This is a genomic window from Confluentibacter lentus, from assembly GCF_002806995.1.
Taxonomy (GTDB): domain Bacteria; phylum Bacteroidota; class Bacteroidia; order Flavobacteriales; family Flavobacteriaceae; genus Confluentibacter; species Confluentibacter lentus.
Genome location: NZ_NIHE01000002.1, coordinates 640,848 through 657,851, shown reverse-complemented (window position 1 = coordinate 657,851; position 17,004 = coordinate 640,848). Strand labels below are relative to the sequence as shown.

Sequence of the window (17,004 nt, the reverse complement as noted above, 5' to 3'; positions counted from 1 at the left end):
ATCAAAATTGAATTTCTTAAGTATATTTGCAATTCATTTAAATGATTACTTTTGCAAGCATTATATTTTAAATTGTATAATAAAAGTTAAAAAAATGAAGAACATTTTAGTTCCAATAGGCACCTCTACAAATTCAGTGAGCCATTTGCAATACGCTATAGATTTCGCTAAGAGTTTTGGTGCTAAATTATTTGTTGTACAAACCTATAACGTGTATACAAAGGCAGGGACTATGGTAAATGTTGATGCCATTTTAGCGCGTGAAAGCAAAGCTTATTTAGATGATTTGATATCTAAAGTTGACACTAAAGGGGTTGATTATATCGTAAAAAGCTTAAAAGGAGATTTAATAGATACTTTGGAATTGGTTAGCAAAGCAGCCGATATTAATTTGATTTTAATTGAACCAAGAACAAATTCCATCAAGGAGGAAGTATTTTTAGGAAAAACATCGGGTAAGATTATTAAGCAAACTCAAATTCCGGCGCTTATTGTTCCTGAAGCAACGGTTTTTAAACCAGTTAATACTATTTTGATGGCAGTAAAGTCTGCTATTATCAAAAAAGAAGGTGTTTTAGCTCCTTTAAAATATTTCAAAGAGCATTTTAAAGCAACGGTTGATTTGTTGTTAGTAAAAACACATTATTACAATGAAGGGGATTTTGATTTGAATGATGAATTAAAGGAATTGATATCCAATACCATTTTTTCTGAAAATCCAACAACCTATCAAGGTGTTTTAGAGCACTATAGAGAACACAATCCAGATATGCTTTGTGTCGTAAGAAGAAAACGTGGTTTCTTTAGTAAATTATGGGAAAAAAATGAAATACTTAAAAAGGATTTTAGCAGTCATATTCCCGTATTGGTATTAAGTGAATTAAAATAATTATTGGGGATGTAGCTCAGTTGGCTAGAGCGCTTGGCTGGCAGCCAAGAGGTCGTGGGTTCGAGCCCCATCTTCTCCACTTTAAACGAAACCCAATGAGTTTTTTACTCGTTGGGTTTTTCTTTTAAAAATATTATAATATGCTTGTCTTAAAAACAGTAATAACCTTTGGTTATGTTGTTTTTTTTTAATTTATTTATAAATGTAAATTCAACACTTAAAAAGTGTATTAATAAATAGTAAAAACAGATGTTTATGTTAAAATTTAAATCAATCATTTCAAGATTTTTGGCAATCTTTTTTGTCTCAACGCTTAGTGTTTATTCACAAGCAGAAAGTACTGTTATCACAATAAAAAGTGATGAGAATGCCCCCGTAATTAACAAGCATATTTATGGTCATTTTGCAGAGCATTTAGGGAGATGCATTTATGATGGTTTTTTTGTTGGGGATAATTCTGAAATACCAAATACAAACGGTGTTCGTAATGATATTGTTGAAGCCTTGAAAAAATTACAGATACCAAATTTACGTTGGCCAGGAGGTTGCTTTGCAGACACATACCATTGGAAAGATGGTATTGGGCCTTTAGATAAAAGACCAACCATAGTGAATACTTGGTGGGGGGGCGTTACTGAAGATAATAGTTTTGGTACACACGATTTTTTAAACATGTGTGAATTACTTGGAGCTGAACCCTATTTGTCTGGAAATATAGGAAGTGGTAGTGTTCAAGAATTTGCAGATTGGGTTCAATACACCAATTTTGCCGGCACAAGTCCAATGAGCGATTTACGTAAAGAAAATGGTAGAGAAAAACCATGGAACGTAAAGTACTGGGGCATGGGAAATGAAGCTTGGGGCTGTGGTGGAAACATGACTGCAGAATACTATGCTAATGAATATAGAAAATATGCAACGTTCGTTACCGATTGGGAAAATACAGGAAGTGTAGTGCGTATCGCTTCTGGAGCAAGTAGTGATGATTATGCTTGGACAGAGACATTGATGAAAAACGTTCCAGCAAAAATGTTGGGCGGTTTGGCATTGCACCATTATTCAGTAATCGATTGGAACAAAAAAGGTGAGTCTGTAGATTTTACAGAAGACCAATATTTTGGAACCATGAGCGAAGCCTTGAAAATGGAAGAGTTAGTTACCAAGCATTCAGCTATCATGGATAAATATGATCCAGCTAAAAAAATTGATTTAGTAGTTGATGAATGGGGAGGTTGGTACGATGTTGAAAAAGGTTCAAATCCAGGATTTTTATATCAACAAAATACCATGAGGGATGCCGTTTTAGCTGGTTCAACCCTAAACATATTTCATAACCATGCCGATAGGGTTCGTATGGCAAATTTAGCGCAGTGTGTAAACGTGTTACAAGCCGTCATTCTTACTAAAGAAGCTAAGATGATTTTAACTCCAACGTATCATGTTATGGAAATGTATAAAGTACACCAAGACGCTAAACTGATTCCGATTAAGTTTGTATCACCTTTATATATTTACAACAACAAATCGCTTCCTGCATTGAATGTTTCTGCTTCAAAAGATAGTAAAGGATTGGTTCACGTGTCTATGGTAAATGTAGATTCTAAAAAGGAAAATAAAATTGAAATAGATATGAATGAGCTTGGCGTGAAAAGCATAACTGCAAAAGTGTTGACTTCAAAAGCATTGCAAGATCACAATTCATTTGAAAATCCAACAAAAATACAACCAGCCGATTACAAAGGTTTTGAGGTTAAAAAAGGAAAACTTATTGTAACAATACCTCCTTTTTCTGTTGTTGTGGTAGAAGGGAAGTAATATTTCCAAACTAGACTCAAAATAATGGTTTTGAAAACCTTCTTCTTAGTTATATGAAGAAGGTTTTTTTATTGATAGCAAATAGATTTTGATAGCAATCTTCATTAAGTAAAAGATTCATTTTTCTTTTTCATCTCTTTTTGAAAATTAATTCTTACAAAAATTGCCGTTTATCGATTAAATTTAGCAATTTTTTTAATGGTTTACACAAAAAAAGGATTTTTTAAAGGTCTTTTTTCTATGTTTACAGTAGTTTAATGCCCCAAACATGAAACAACTACTACTATTGACCTATTTTATAGGTCTTGGATTATTTGCGCAAGATGCTATTTATGACCCTTTAAAAAGCAAAGGCCATCTTTACGAATATGCCAATTTTTACGATGCAGGCAATCTTGATTTGACGCTTGATGAAGTTTCGAAAGATTCGCTATTTTACAATAATGTTTTAGAATCAGAGAACCACAGCGTTGGTTTTACCTCAAATAATTATTGGGTTCGTTTCAATATAACCAATAGTGCTGAACAAGCAACTACCTATTATCTAGAAACGGCTCGACCTGTGACTGATGTGGCTAATTTGTACCAAATTGAAAATAACCACGTAAAGCACTTTAAAAGCGGTGATAAAATTTCATTCAATGAACGACAAGTAAAGCATAGAGCCACCGTTTTTAAACTAGACTTGCCACCAAATTCAACCCACAAGATTTATTTGCATTTTAAAAGTGATGGAGAAACTTTAAATATCCCTCTTAATCTTTATACAGAAACATCTTTTTTGATGATGAATTACAGTCAACAATTGTTTCTTGGTTTGTTTTACGGGTTATTGTTTCTAGCGGGCATTATATATCTGTTTTTCTACACGAGTTTAAAGGAAAAGTCATTTTTGTATTATGGATTTTATGTGTTTTCTATTGGGTTTATGCAATCTGCACTCGATGGTTTTATATTTGAATTCATATTTCCGGAAGGTGGTTATCTAAACAGTAGGGCCGTGCTTATTACAGGGTTACTGTCTAATTTTTTCTTATTAAAGTACTGTGAACACTTTTTAAAGGTAGATACGCTTTTAAAAGATTTTAAAAAAGTCTACAATGCCATTTATGTAGTTTTATCTGTTTTATTCGTCATGCTTTTCATAAGTCCAATGACGATGGAAATTGTATATCCTTTAAGCAATTTGAATGGTTTATTTAGTTTAATATTAATTCTGTCAACCGTGTTTACAATGCGTTATAAGCGCATTGCCATAGACAAATATTTTTCTATTGGAATTTTCTTTTTGGTAATAGGTCTTTTGGGATTTGTAATGAATAATCTTAGTTTACTTCCCAACAATTTTTATACATTGAACAGTGCTAAATTTGGATCAGGACTCGAGGTCATTTTTCTATCGCTATCGATGACTAATTTGATAAAAAATTTAAGAATACAAAAAGAAACCTCACAAGCAGAGGCACTTCAAAAATCAGAAGAAATAAGCCAGTTAAAAACGTATTTCATGTCCAATATGAGCCACGAATTAAGAACACCCATTAATGCCATCATGGGAATAGCCGAAAATGAATTAGCAACCAGTGGAAATAGCGAAACCCGGAAACAATTCGAAATCATTAAAAATGCATCATTAAGTCTATTAAGTAATGTGAACGATATTATTGATTTTGAAAGAATCGAAAAAAACGAGCTTAAATTAAATTTAGAAGCATTTAATCCTACTATTTTATTACATCAAATTAATGAAAATTGGAGTGAAGAAGCTCATAAAAAAGGGTTGGAGTTTAAATTTGAAATAGATAAAGATATTCCAATTAAAGTACAGGGAGATTCAGAGCGCTTTATTCAAATTGTAAACAATGTATTGGCAAATGCTGTAAAATTCACCAAAGAAGGGCATATTCGCTTTAAACTTAACTGCATTCAACAACCTAATGATATTTGTCGTTTTTCTTTTAGAATTTCGGATACCGGTATTGGAATAGATGATGAAAACCAAAAATCCATTTTTGATAGTTTCAATCAAATGAGACTTAACCATCAGCGAGAATTTGGTGGGATTGGTTTGGGTTTAACCATTGTAAAACATTTAGTGGAACTTTTCGGTGGTACTATAGTTTTAGAAAGCAAGCTCAACAAAGGTACTGATATATATATAGATTTGCCTCTAAAAAATGTTGCTGTAGAAAAGGAAGTTGCTTATGAAGTTAAAAAAAATAAAAAAACAGTACTGCCATTACATGTTTTAGTTGTTGAAGACAACAAACTTAATCAAATGGTCATGCGTCAAATTCTTGGAAGTTTTTCGCATGTTAGTTTTACCGTTGTAAATAATGGACGGGAGGCATTGGATGCCTTAAAAAAAGATGTTTATAATCTTATTTTAATGGACTTACAGATGCCTATTATGGATGGCTATGAAGCTACAAAAATTATTAGAAGCGGCGAATTAGGTGAACGTATCGGGATTATACCAATAATTGCCATAACAGCCGATGCCATGCAAGAAACACGTCAAAAAGTTATCGATTTGGGAATGAATGATTATATGACAAAACCTGTCAATAAAGATTTGTTATTAGATAAAATAAACGGTTATAATACGAGTGAAAACGTGAAATTAAGAACCGCTTAATTCTTTTTAATGTCCTTTTCTACAAAATCTATAGTTGGGTTGCAAATTTCAATAATGAGCTTTTTGAGCTCTTCTTGAAAAGCATTTAAAGTGTCTTGTGCAATTAAAAAGTCTTTTTTAGCGCCATTCCCAGATTTATCCTTTTTTGCAAACTTCAAAAAGCCAGAATTTAAATTTTTAAATGAGATTATACCTGCTTCAATAGGAAGTTTTATTTCTCCAGAAAGTAACATCATGTAGGCATAAGATAGTATTTGAAAGCTTTTGCTGTATGTATCATAATCGGTGGTCAAATCTTCCCAATTAACAATTTCAACTTGGTTTTGTTGCACATTTCCTGTTTTATAATCAATAATTCTGGTTATTCCATTATACTCGTCAACACGATCTACTTTTCCAGTAAGATTTATTGGAAAATGGAGTTCTGGAATGTCAATTAAAACCCTGTTATTAGCTTCAACGGCTATTATTTTTATAGTATTTCCTACTTTTAAATCGGCTGTTTCCAAATCCAAAATATTAGAAACATAACGTTTGGCAATTTCAAAAATGATTAGGTTTTTACCTTTGGTGATATCACCTTCTTTATAAACATTTTTAAAGTGATTTGTAACCGTTTCCTGAATTTGGGATTTTAATTTTGTTAATACATCAACAGTCAAATAAGAACCGATTAAAGGCTTATAAAAATCCTCTAGGGTATTATGAACAACCGTTCCTAAAGTATTGGCGGCAACGGTTTCTTCGGCATCTTCATACTCTTGAATACCTAATATTTTTTGATTGTAAAAATCAATAGGGTTTCTAATATAATTGGTTAACGACGAAGGTGAAAATCCTTTTTCAGATACTTTAATCAGTTTTTCAATAATATCATTATTTTTAGAAACTTTAATCAATTCTTTTCCTATAATTGGCACATAGGGCGTAATAATTTGATGATTTATTTTATGGATGCCTTCCAATTCCAACTGCGTTATAAATCGGCTTTTTTCTCCACCAGTTAAAATATCTGCTTCTGTGTTGTATAATATATATATGTTCTTGGCACGTTGTAAGAGTCTGTAAAAGTGATAGGTGTAAACCGCATCTTTTTCTTTATAAGTAGGCAACTTATTTTCTAATTTAACATCAAAAGGAATGAACGAATTATTGCTTTTTCCTGACGGAAGAATGCCTTCATTTACAGATGAAATAATAACGGTTTCAAAATCCAAAGCCCGGGATTCCAGCATGCCCATAATTTGAAGACCTTGCAAAGGCTCTCCCTGAAAATCCAAGGTTTCAGAGTTTAATAGTTCTTTATAAACGCCATGTAACGTTTGAATGGTTTTAATGTGATTGTATCTTAAGTTTAATAGAGACAACTCATTAAATAATACATTAAAGCGATACAAATACTCTAAAGTAAGCAAGTTTGAGGCTTTATTTTTATCTAACGTGTTTTTGATAGTTAATATTAATTGCGAACAATTTTTAAGTATGGAATCAATCGTATTCCAATTAGAAAATAGTAGATCTATAAAATCCTCATTTGTATTTGAAAGGCTTTTTAATCGCTCTATTGAAATATAAATTAAATTATTTTCATGAATTGTATCTATGATTTCAGATGCATAATCCAAATCATTCACATAAAATAAAGGCCTTATAAATGGATGTGAAATAATATTAACAACATCTTTGAAGTAAAAGGAACTCGATGCTTTTTTATGAATATGGAACAGTTCTTCAAACAGCGATGCCAATGGAATGGATTTTAACGGAAAACCCATCGTGATATTTAACGCATCTATGTCCTCTGGCAATGAATTTAAAACAGGAATAAGTAAATGTTCATCACCCAAGACAACCGCTGTATTATCTAAGTTCTTCTTTTCTTTTTTTAAATGATCCAATATAAACCCAATCTGTTTTGCTTGCCCGATATTCTTTGGAATGCCATAAACAGACACATTTTTTTCTGTGGAATAGTTATTCGTTACCCAGTGAAACGGATTGTTTTTATAGTAATGCCATTTGAATTTATATTCTCTAGTAAATAAGGCAGCATCATGAATGGGATTATCTATAAAAATACCGTCTATATCCCAGTAGATTTTCGCTAAATTATTTTGAAGTAATTCTTGTATGATGGTTTCCTCGGAAGTGTTAAGCGCATTAAACCCCAAAAACACATGTTGCTTTTCAGAATTGTTTTGAATGTAAGATTCTAAATTTTCTACAGCTTCTCTATAAACAAGACCTTGATATCCTATTTTTTTATTTAAGAGTTGTTGTGAGACATGTAAATAGTAATCATAAAGTTTATTCCAAAAAGATAAATATTTTTTAACGAAATCGGTTTTATTCTCTTCCAATGACCAATGCTTTAAATCTTGAATAGCGCTTAAATAATTGAATATTTTTTTTTGAGGAATTAAATAACGGTCTATTTCATTAAAATCTTGAAGTAAAATTTGTGCCCATTTTGAAAATACTTCAAACGAATCTTTTTCTTCATCCTTGGTTAAAGAACAATAAACATTGTAAAATTCAAAAAGAAGTTCTGTGTTAGAAATAGTTTTTAATTGCGATAGTTCTTCAGTAAATTCTTCAATACTAATAATTGCAGGAGCAAAAGCAGTTTGTTCATTTACTTTATGAAGCTGATGTTTTAAAAATAATCCAGCCCGTTTACTTGGTAAAACAAAGGTTAATTCTGAAAGATTTATATTCTGATTTTTTAAATCTTTTAATACATCAAAAATGAAAGTTGCCATGTTATAAAAATAAAAAACGCTTCGGATATCCGAAGCGTTTTTATAAAACTTATTTATTGTTTTTAACTTAATTTTATTTTACTAAGTTAATTTCAACACGTCTGTTGTTAGCTCTACCTTTAGCAGTATTGTTAGTATCGATTGGGTTCGCTTCACCATAACCTTTAGATGAAAGTCTAAATGGATCAACACCATGACTAGTTAAGTAGTCTTTAACAGATAATGCTCTAGACTCTGATAATGTTTGGTTTAATTTATCGCTACCAACACTATCAGTGTGGCCTTCTACCGTAAATTTAGCAGTTGGGTACTCATTAAGTATTTTAACGATATCAGCCAATACAGCTTCAGATTGTGTTTTGATAGTTGATTTACCAGTATCAAACAAGATTGTTTTAGCGTAAGCATTCAATGTTTTTTGAACTTCTTCAGAAACTTCTGGACAACCATTGTTTGCAACAGTACCTTTAACATCTGGACATTTATCATCTTTATCTAAAACACCGTCACCATCTTTATCTGGCCAAGGACAACCACCGTTAGCAGCTGGACCAGCAACATTAGGACATTTATCATCACCATCAGTTACACCATCACCATCAGCATCTGGACAACCTGCTAAAGCTTTTAAACCAGCAACAGTTGGACATTTATCATCTTTATCAGCAACACCATCACCGTCGGTATCAGGACAACCATTAAATTCAGCTAAACCAGCTTCATTTGGACAAGAATCTTTGCTATCTTCAATACCATCACCGTCAGTATCAGGACAACCATTAAATGCAGCTATACCAGCAACATCTGGACAAGCATCGTCTTTGTCAAATATGCCATCACCATCAGTGTCAACGCCGCCAAATTTGATAGAGATACCAGCTGAATGTTGGAAATGTGTTTGTAAATAATCTTCAAATGCATGTTTGTAAGAAGTTTGAAGCGTTAAACCAATGTTTTCGCTAAACCAAATATTTAAACCTACTGATCCGTTAACGGTACCAGCTCCAATATCGTCAATCCAAGTGTAACCACCACCAACTCCTAAATAAGGATCTAAAACAGTTCCTTCTAAGAAATTGTATTTAATTATACCATCAACAGCATAGTAAGATAAATCAGAAACTTCGTTTGTTGTATCTGGACCAGTACTTATATCACCCCATTTAGTAATTTTGTTTATAGACCCACCAACTCCTAATGAGAAACCATTACCTAAATATTTAGATACAGTTATTGTAGATAATGATGGTAAAATATTCCAATGGTCTTCAACATTAAAATATTCATCACCAAAAGTTTCACTAAATAAACCTCCATCTCCAGAAGGATATGCATCTACTGCATTTGCCCCAATAAAAATTTGCCATGGGTTATTTTTGTCTTGTGCGTAAGAGTTACTAATAAAAAATACCAGTAACATAGCTAATAATAATCGGCTAAGATTTTTCATATTCAAAAAGTTTAATTTTAAGTGTTAATTGAAACAAAAGTAAGTTGTTAAATGTTATTAACAAAGACAAATATATAAAAAAATGATGATTTTATATTATTTATGCCCATTTGAAGATGAATTTATCAAATTGAGAGCAAAAAAAACAGTCAATTAGTCTTACAGAATCTATAATATTATCGCTAAATAATTCTTACAAGAATAGTATCGTTTATGTAAACAAGTATTTTATTAGTGATTTTCAGGCTCATGTCTTCAAGCACATCTTGGTAAGATTGTAATTGTTGCTTGTGTTTTTTATTTTCTAGCCCAGACTTATAATCAATAATGACTACTTCATTTTTGGAATTTACAACAATTCTATCGGGCCTTAAAATGACACCTTGTTTGCTTATAATGTCCCGTTCATTAAATATTTTCAAGTCATTATCATAGTATGATTTAAGTAACGGATGATTAACAATTTCAACAATTTTCTCTTTTAAAACGATAGCCTGCTTGTTGTTTATCAAGGAAGCATCAATAAAATCATTTACAACAAAATCAATATCTTCCTTAGTTTTTACGAAAGACATCATGTTATGGATAAGATTTCCTTTTTCAATGGCTTCCTGTTGGTTGGTGTCCCATAAATAACCAGATTTCGTAACCACTTTTATATTATGGATTTCTTTAGACGTTGAAATAAATGAATTCTGAATAATATTCTCTTTTGAGCCTAATCTAATTTTCTTTGATTCTGAGGATTTTGGATTCCCAAAAGAACAGACGGATTGTGAATCCTTCCAAATACCTATATGTTCAAGATAGCTAATAAATAATCCTGAATACTTTTTATCATTCACTTCTTTTTTTGAAGAGGTGTTTTTTGTTGAAATAATATATAACTGTTCAATAGCACGAGTTAAGGTTACGTAAAGCAGATTGATATTATCAAGTTCCTGCTCGGAGGTATGATTATTAAAAATATCAATTCCGACTCTATCAAAATTCTCAAAATCTTTATTGAAGTTAAGCAATGTATGTGAAAAACCGTTGTACGTTTCTTTGTTTATAGGAAACCATTCTTTAGGCTCTTTTTCATAATAAATATCCAAATCGGCATAAGGAAAAATAACAACAGGAAACTCTAAACCTTTCGATTTATGAATGGTCATTATTTGAATCGCATTTTGTCCTTTAGGAGACACAATGCTCAACGTTTCTTTTTTCTTATCAAAATAATCTAAAAACCCAGCAATATCAGAACCTTTTTTTCCTGAAAACTCTAAAACAACATCTAAATAAAACTGAACATAAGCGTTACTGGTTTTAACCAAATTGAAACTTCTAAAAATAGTTTCAACCGAATCAAACAATGGAAGTTGTAATAAATAATTATTACTTATATAAACATCAAAAGTTTCAAAACTTTTGAATAATTGCGCAAGTGATAAATTTAAATGATTACAAAAAAACTCATGCTTATTCTCAACTTCAAATAAAGAAGCTAAATAATTTAAAATAGCTATTTTAACCTCACTGTTTTTTGGCTGAATTAAAAGCGATAAAACATTATTTACAAAAATAACTTCGGGGGCATTGTAAATCAATAAGGTTTCTGAAGAAATGATAGGGATATGATGCTGACTCAAATAATTGGCAATAGCAACACCTTCTTTTTTCTTGCGAACCAAAATGCAAATGTCTTCCAAAGTAAATCCATTTTCCAGACATTTCTGGATGGTTTTTAAAACATTTTCTGAAAACATATCGTCTCTATCATCATCTTTTCCAATATCCAAAAATGATAGTTCAACATAACCTGCATCTTCTAAAAACGTGTTTTGATGGGCGCTTTCGTATAGGTTTTGGTATTCTTTTTTAGTAAAAACAACATCAGATAGATATTTAAAGAAATTGTTGTTAAAATCTACAATGTCTTTAAAACTTCTGTAATTAGAGGTTAAGTTTTTTATATTTTGTTCGATGACAAAAGGGATTGATTTTCTGTTGAACAAATCGATGAACTGTTCCGCCTTACCGCCACGCCAACGGTAAATAGCTTGTTTAGCATCACCAACCAACATCGCCGTTCCACTTTCAGTTGAAAGAGCATTATCTATAAGCGGAATCAAATTTTCCCATTGCAATTGGGAGGTATCTTGAAATTCATCAATGAAATAATGTTTGAACTTTTCGCCAATACGTTCGTAAATAAAAGGAGTTGGTTGGTTTTTTATTTCATGACTTATAATGTTATTAAATTCTGAAATAAGCAGTTTGTTTTGGTCTGTTTTTAGAGTGGTTAATTCATTATTTATAGCATTTAAAACCGATAATGGCGTGATGTTTCTATAAAAGTTTTTTAAGAATTTAAGATGAAAAACAAATGTTTTTATGGTTTTATAATATGCTTCAATTTGTGGCAATATGGAATCAATAATGCTTGCTAAATCGGGATTTAAAGTTTTTGTGTAAATGCCTGTTCGTTCTTCAATATTCTTTTCAAGATTGTTACCGTATAAACTGTCTAAATTTAACTCAGAAGCTTTTTTAAAATGATTTGGCAGTGTACCTCTTGAAAAATCTGAATGTTCTAACCCTGCCTCTTCAATGAATGTTAAAACGCTTTTGGCATTTTTAACAATAGTGTTTTCGGCATGTTTTATTTTTTCCCTTAATATAATTTTAAGTGCATTAAAATCTTCTAAGGTTTTATCCTTTAAAGTTTCAATAAATGGGATATCATTTTCATTGACCAATAATTTGGCGATCTTATTAAAATCATAAGACACATCCCAACTTTTATCATCGTCTGCTTTTTCAATTGCAAAATCTACCAAAACCTTTGTCAAAGCTTTATCAGTTCCCGCTTTAGCAATCAAACTATCAACAGCTTCATTTAACAACGCATCTTGGTCGAGTTCCACTTCAAAATTCAACGGCAATTTTAAATCGTAGGCAAAGGTTCTAATCAGTTTATGGGTAAATCCATCAATAGTTGAAATATCAAAAGCCGCATAATTATGGATGATGGTATTTAATAATTTTTCAGATTTTTTATGAAGTTCAATGGGTTGTATATTAAGTTCATCACAAATACTATTAAACATGCTGTTGGAGCTTGTTAAAATGCTTTCTTCAGAAAATTTCACCAACGTTTCTATAATACGTTCCTTCATTTCGGCAACCGCCTTATTTGTAAAGGTTATTGCTAAAATATTTTTAAAATAATTTGGGTTATTCGAAGCAAAAAGGATTTTCAAATACTCCTTAACAAGCGTAAATGTTTTTCCGCTACCAGCGGATGCATTATAAATATTAAAATAATTTAATGCGTTCATTAAAAGGAATTTTGATACAATATAAAAACTATCAATGATTTGATAACTATTAATTATTTTTAATTGATGCGATTTATCCTTAAATTTGATGAAAACAAATATTAATATATAAAAACTAAAAATTATGGCTTTCGAATTACCGAAATTAGGATATGCATATGATGCCCTAGAACCACATATTGATGCTCGTACTATGGAAATACACCATACAAAACATCACCAAGCTTATACAAACAATTTAAACGCAGCTATTGAAGGAACAGATTTAAAGGGAAAAACCATTGAAAACATCCTTATAAATTTAGATATGAATAATGCTGCGGTTAGAAATAATGGCGGTGGATTTTATAATCACAATTTATTTTGGGATGTTATGAGTCCTGAGAATAAAGGATATTTATCTGGCGAATTAAAAGATGCTATCATAGCTGCTTATGGTTCGGTAGATGCTTTTAAAGAGGCTTTTAGTAAAGCTGCTGCAACACGTTTTGGATCTGGTTGGGCATGGCTATGTGTACACAAAGGTGGTAAAGTTGAAGTTTGTTCATCAGCAAATCAAGATAATCCATTAATGCCAGGTATTGGTTGTGGTGGAACCCCAATTTTAGGATTGGATGTTTGGGAACACGCTTACTATTTAAATTATCAAAACCGTCGCCCAGATTATATTTCTGCATTTTTTAATGTAATAAACTGGAACGAAGTTGAAAGACGTTTCGCAAAAGCAAAATAAATTTTTTTAAAAATTAAAAAAGTGTCTAGATTTAAACATTCTAGACGCTTTTTTTTTGGGTTAACTTATGTAAAATAAAAAAGGTGAACAGACGTTCACCTTTTTTGCCCCAAATCTACCATGAACTTAACCTACTTATGTTATGGTGGTTCAAATATATAAACGAGAAATAGTTTCAGGAAATATTTTAGTTAAACTACATATTTATTGGCTTAAGCGGATTTATAAGCCTTTATTAGGCTTAAGATGATAAGAAGTGAAATCCCTAAATACGAAACTAAAAAGCATAAAAAAAGGCGAACAGATGTTCACCTTTTTTTGCCCCAAATCTACCATGAACTTAACCTACTTATGTTATGGTAGGTCTAATTTATATGTATTTGTTAAAACCTAATTATTTTTTAGATGAAACGCATTTATTTCGGACTAAATGTGAATTTTTAGGATTAAACGTTAAATTTTGAAAATAATATAATTAATAGGCACGTTCTTTATTGCCTTCATAAAAGTTTATAAATGCGCGGTTTACAACTCTATTTCCGCCAACAGTTGGGTAGTTTCCAGTAAAGTACCAATCACCTAAATGTTTTGGGCAAGCTTTATGTAAATTCTCAACAGATTGGAAAATAATTTTCACTTCTGCTTTTACACCGACATCACTTAGCAAGGCGGCAATTTTATCAGAAATTTGCTCATCTGTAAATGGCGCATACACTTCTTTAACAAAGTTTTGTACATCTATATCGTCTAAATCTTCTTGAGCCTTACACCTTTTATATATTTCTTCAATAATGTGGTATTTGCCAATATCTTGCAATAATTCCATAGCGGCTCTAAAAGCGACTAATCCTTCTAAATTTGCCATATCAATACCATAACAATCCGGATAACGTATTTGAGGCGCAGAAGACACCACCACGATTTTTTTGGGATGCAGTCTATCCAGCATTTTAATGATACTTTTTTTCAAAGTAGTACCTCTCACAATACTATCATCAATGATTACTAAATTATCTGTGGGTTTGATAACGCCATAAGTAATATCGTAAACATGAGCTACTAAATCGTCTCTACTACTATCTTCGGTAATAAACGTTCTTAATTTAGCATCTTTTATGGCAATTTTTTCTATCCGAGGTCTTTCAGAAAGAATTTGGGTTACTTTTTCAGCCGATAATTTGTAGTTACCTTTTAAAATAGCCGCTGTTTTCTTTTCATTAAGAAAGTCTTCCACAGTTTCTACCATACCATAAAACGATGTTTCCGCTGTATTAGGAATATATGAAAACACCGTATTTTTGGTATCGTTATTAATAGCGTCCAAAACTTTTGGCATCAATAATTTCCCAAGCATTTTACGTTCTTGATAAATTTCTGCATCACTTCCCCTTGAAAAATAAATACGTTCAAAAGAACATGCTTTTCGTTCTAAAGGCTCTAATATTTTTTTGATTTTAGTATCTCCGGATTTTTTTGTGATGATGGCATGTCCAGGAGCTAACTCTTTCACATCTTTGTATTCAACATTAAAAACAGTTTGTATCACTGGTCTTTCCGAAGCTATAACAACCACCTCATCATCTTTATAATAATATGCTGGACGGATGCCTGCAGGGTCTCTAAGAACAAAGGAATCGCCGTGACCAATCAGTCCAGCCATCGCATAGCCACCGTCCCAATTTTTAGCGGCACGTTTTAAAATTTTGGCAACATTTAAACGTTCGGCAATTAATGGCGAAGCTTCCATTTTATTGTAACCTTCTTTTTTTACTTCTTTATAAATTTTGCTTACGGCGTCATCCAAAAAGTGACCGATTTTTTCCATAATGGTTATGGTATCGGTATATTCTTTTGGATGCTGCCCAAGATCAACAAGATTTTTAAATAACTCTTTAACATTAGTCATGTTAAAGTTTCCTGCCATAATTAAATTGCGGTGCATCCAGTTATTTTGTCTTAAAAACGGATGCACACTTTCAACGCTATTTTTTCCAAAAGTACCATAACGAACGTGCCCTAATAATACTTCGCCTATGTATGGAATATGTCTTTTTTGAAGCTCCACATTATCTACATATTCCGGATTTTCGGTTAATTCCTTATTAATTCGTTCATTGATTTGAGCAAAAATATCTTGAATGGGTTGCTGCTGTACAGAACGCACCCTGCTAATGTAACGCTCACCGGGTTTTGTGTTTAGTTTAATGCTCGCAAAACCAGCACCATCTTGACCACGGTTATGTTGTTTTTCCATCATAAGGTACATTTTGTTTACCCCATAAAAAGCACTGCCATATTTTTCCTTGTAAAACTCAAGAGGTTTTAAAAGTCTTATAACTGCAATTCCACATTCGTGTTTTAAAGCATCACTCATTATTGTATACTTGAATAAATTTTATTAATTAAAAAACGCGCTCTTTTTAGGAGCGCGATATGTTATGCTAATTCTATTTCAAATTGGGTCAACTGTTTAAATTGAAGTAACCTTTTATGGACTTCTTTATTTGATAAATCTTGCATACGCTCTGTTCCAAATTTTTCGACACAAAATGACGCTAAGGTAGAGCCATGAATGATAGCGTTCTTCATGTTTTCAAAAGAAGTATCTCCTGTTTTGGCAATATAGCCGGCAAAACCCCCTGCAAACGTATCACCAGCACCTGTAGGGTCAAAAACTTCTTCTAACGGAAGTGCTGGCGCAAAAAACACATTATCACCATTAAACAAAAGCGCACCATGTTCTCCTTTTTTTATAACCACATATTTTGGCCCCATACTATGAATTTTCCTAGCAGCCACCACTAAAGAATATTCTCCAGTAAGTTGTCTAGCTTCTTCATCATTAATGGTAATCACGTCAATTTTTTTAATCACGGTATGCAAATCTTTCAAAGCGCAATCCATCCAAAAATTCATGGTATCTAAAATCACTAACTTAGGTTTTACAGTCATTTGATTTAGAACACTTAATTGGACGAGCGGATGTAGATTTCCTAACATAACAATATCGGCATCTCGATAATCTTCTGGAACAATTGGATTAAAATCCGCAAGGGTATTTAACTCCGTAGCTAAGGTGTCTCGGGAATTCATATCGTTGTGGTATTTACCACTCCAAAAAAATGTTTTACCATTTTTAACGATTTCAACACCAGAAATATCTATGTTTTTATTTGAAAGAAGGTCTAAATACTCTTGAGGAAAATCACCGCCAACTATAGAAACAATGGCAGCATCCACATTAAATTGCGAGGCTGATAAACCAATATAAGTTGCGGCACCACCAAGAATCTTATCAGTTTTTCCGAAAGGCGTCTCAATAGCATCAAAAGCTAAGGTACCAACAATTACTAATTTACCCATGAAGGAGTTTTTAAATTTTTGTGCAAAT

9 protein-coding genes and 1 tRNA gene are annotated in these 17,004 nt (G+C 31.9%); 5 read left to right on the top strand and 5 right to left on the bottom strand.

All coding sequences use genetic code 11. From position 1 onward, the window contains the following. Positions 1 to 94 precede the first annotated feature (94 nt). The 4 genes from CDH50_RS06790 (at position 95) to CDH50_RS06775 (ending at position 5,342) form a co-directional block, all read left to right on the top strand. Entirely contained in the window at positions 95 to 889 is a 795-nt protein-coding gene (locus CDH50_RS06790; protein ID WP_100611237.1) for a universal stress protein, read from the top strand. Between the two features lie 5 nt (positions 890 to 894). After that, positions 895 to 968: transfer RNA gene (locus CDH50_RS06785), tRNA-Ala, on the top strand. 176 nt (positions 969 to 1,144) lie between these two features. Beyond that, entirely contained in the window at positions 1,145 to 2,704 is a 1,560-nt protein-coding gene (locus CDH50_RS06780; RefSeq protein ID WP_100611284.1) for an alpha-N-arabinofuranosidase, read from the top strand. A 268-nt stretch (positions 2,705 to 2,972) separates the two neighbouring features. Continuing rightward, on the top strand, positions 2,973 to 5,342 hold the full coding sequence (locus tag CDH50_RS06775; RefSeq protein WP_100611236.1) for a 7TM diverse intracellular signaling domain-containing protein: 2,370 nt from the start codon (positions 2,973 to 2,975) through the stop codon (positions 5,340 to 5,342). On the opposite strand, the gene CDH50_RS06770 is transcribed toward CDH50_RS06775, so the two are convergent. From CDH50_RS06770 to CDH50_RS06760, 3 genes are all read right to left on the bottom strand, one after another. Next, on the bottom strand, positions 5,339 to 8,104 hold the full coding sequence (locus tag CDH50_RS06770; RefSeq protein WP_100611235.1) for a PD-(D/E)XK nuclease family protein: 2,766 nt from the start codon (positions 8,102 to 8,104) through the stop codon (positions 5,339 to 5,341). The genes CDH50_RS06775 and CDH50_RS06770 overlap by 4 nt on opposite strands. A gap of 73 nt (positions 8,105 to 8,177) precedes the next feature. After that, complete coding sequence (locus CDH50_RS06765; protein WP_100611234.1) at positions 8,178 to 9,554, bottom strand: OmpA family protein; 1,377 nt, start codon at positions 9,552 to 9,554, stop codon at positions 8,178 to 8,180. A 182-nt stretch (positions 9,555 to 9,736) separates the two neighbouring features. Continuing rightward, a complete protein-coding gene (locus tag CDH50_RS06760; protein WP_100611233.1) occupies positions 9,737 to 12,880 on the bottom strand; it encodes a UvrD-helicase domain-containing protein in 3,144 nt (1,047 codons plus the stop codon). A 124-nt stretch (positions 12,881 to 13,004) separates the two neighbouring features. Between CDH50_RS06760 and CDH50_RS06755 the strand changes: the two genes are divergently transcribed. Continuing rightward, positions 13,005 to 13,613, top strand: coding sequence for a superoxide dismutase (locus CDH50_RS06755; protein ID WP_100611232.1), 609 nt, complete (start codon positions 13,005 to 13,007; stop codon positions 13,611 to 13,613). A 475-nt stretch (positions 13,614 to 14,088) separates the two neighbouring features. On the opposite strand, the gene CDH50_RS06750 is transcribed toward CDH50_RS06755, so the two are convergent. Next, the gene (locus CDH50_RS06750) at positions 14,089 to 15,987 is read right to left on the bottom strand and encodes an amidophosphoribosyltransferase (protein ID WP_100611231.1); all 1,899 of its coding nucleotides are present in this window, start codon (positions 15,985 to 15,987) and stop codon (positions 14,089 to 14,091) included. Positions 15,988 to 16,049: 62 nt separating this feature from the next. Next, positions 16,050 to 16,976, bottom strand: coding sequence for a PfkB family carbohydrate kinase (locus CDH50_RS06745; protein ID WP_100611230.1), 927 nt, complete (start codon positions 16,974 to 16,976; stop codon positions 16,050 to 16,052). Between the last annotated feature and the right edge of the window lie 28 nt (positions 16,977 to 17,004).

Bases quoted from the DNA above. Each gene is read 5' to 3' on its own strand.
- CDH50_RS06770 (WP_100611235.1), bottom strand. From the start codon at position 8,104: ATGGCAACTTTCATTTTTGATGTATTAAAAGATTTAAAAAATCAGAAT.
- CDH50_RS06745 (WP_100611230.1), bottom strand. From the start codon at position 16,976: ATGGGTAAATTAGTAATTGTTGGTACCTTAGCTTTTGATGCTATTGAG.
- CDH50_RS06775 (WP_100611236.1), top strand. From the start codon at position 2,973: ATGAAACAACTACTACTATTGACCTATTTTATAGGTCTTGGATTATTT.
- CDH50_RS06760 (WP_100611233.1), bottom strand. From the start codon at position 12,880: ATGAACGCATTAAATTATTTTAATATTTATAATGCATCCGCTGGTAGC.
- CDH50_RS06765 (WP_100611234.1), bottom strand. From the start codon at position 9,554: ATGAAAAATCTTAGCCGATTATTATTAGCTATGTTACTGGTATTTTTT.
- CDH50_RS06780 (WP_100611284.1), top strand. From the start codon at position 1,145: ATGTTAAAATTTAAATCAATCATTTCAAGATTTTTGGCAATCTTTTTT.
- CDH50_RS06790 (WP_100611237.1), top strand. From the start codon at position 95: ATGAAGAACATTTTAGTTCCAATAGGCACCTCTACAAATTCAGTGAGC.
- CDH50_RS06755 (WP_100611232.1), top strand. From the start codon at position 13,005: ATGGCTTTCGAATTACCGAAATTAGGATATGCATATGATGCCCTAGAA.
- CDH50_RS06750 (WP_100611231.1), bottom strand. From the start codon at position 15,987: ATGAGTGATGCTTTAAAACACGAATGTGGAATTGCAGTTATAAGACTT.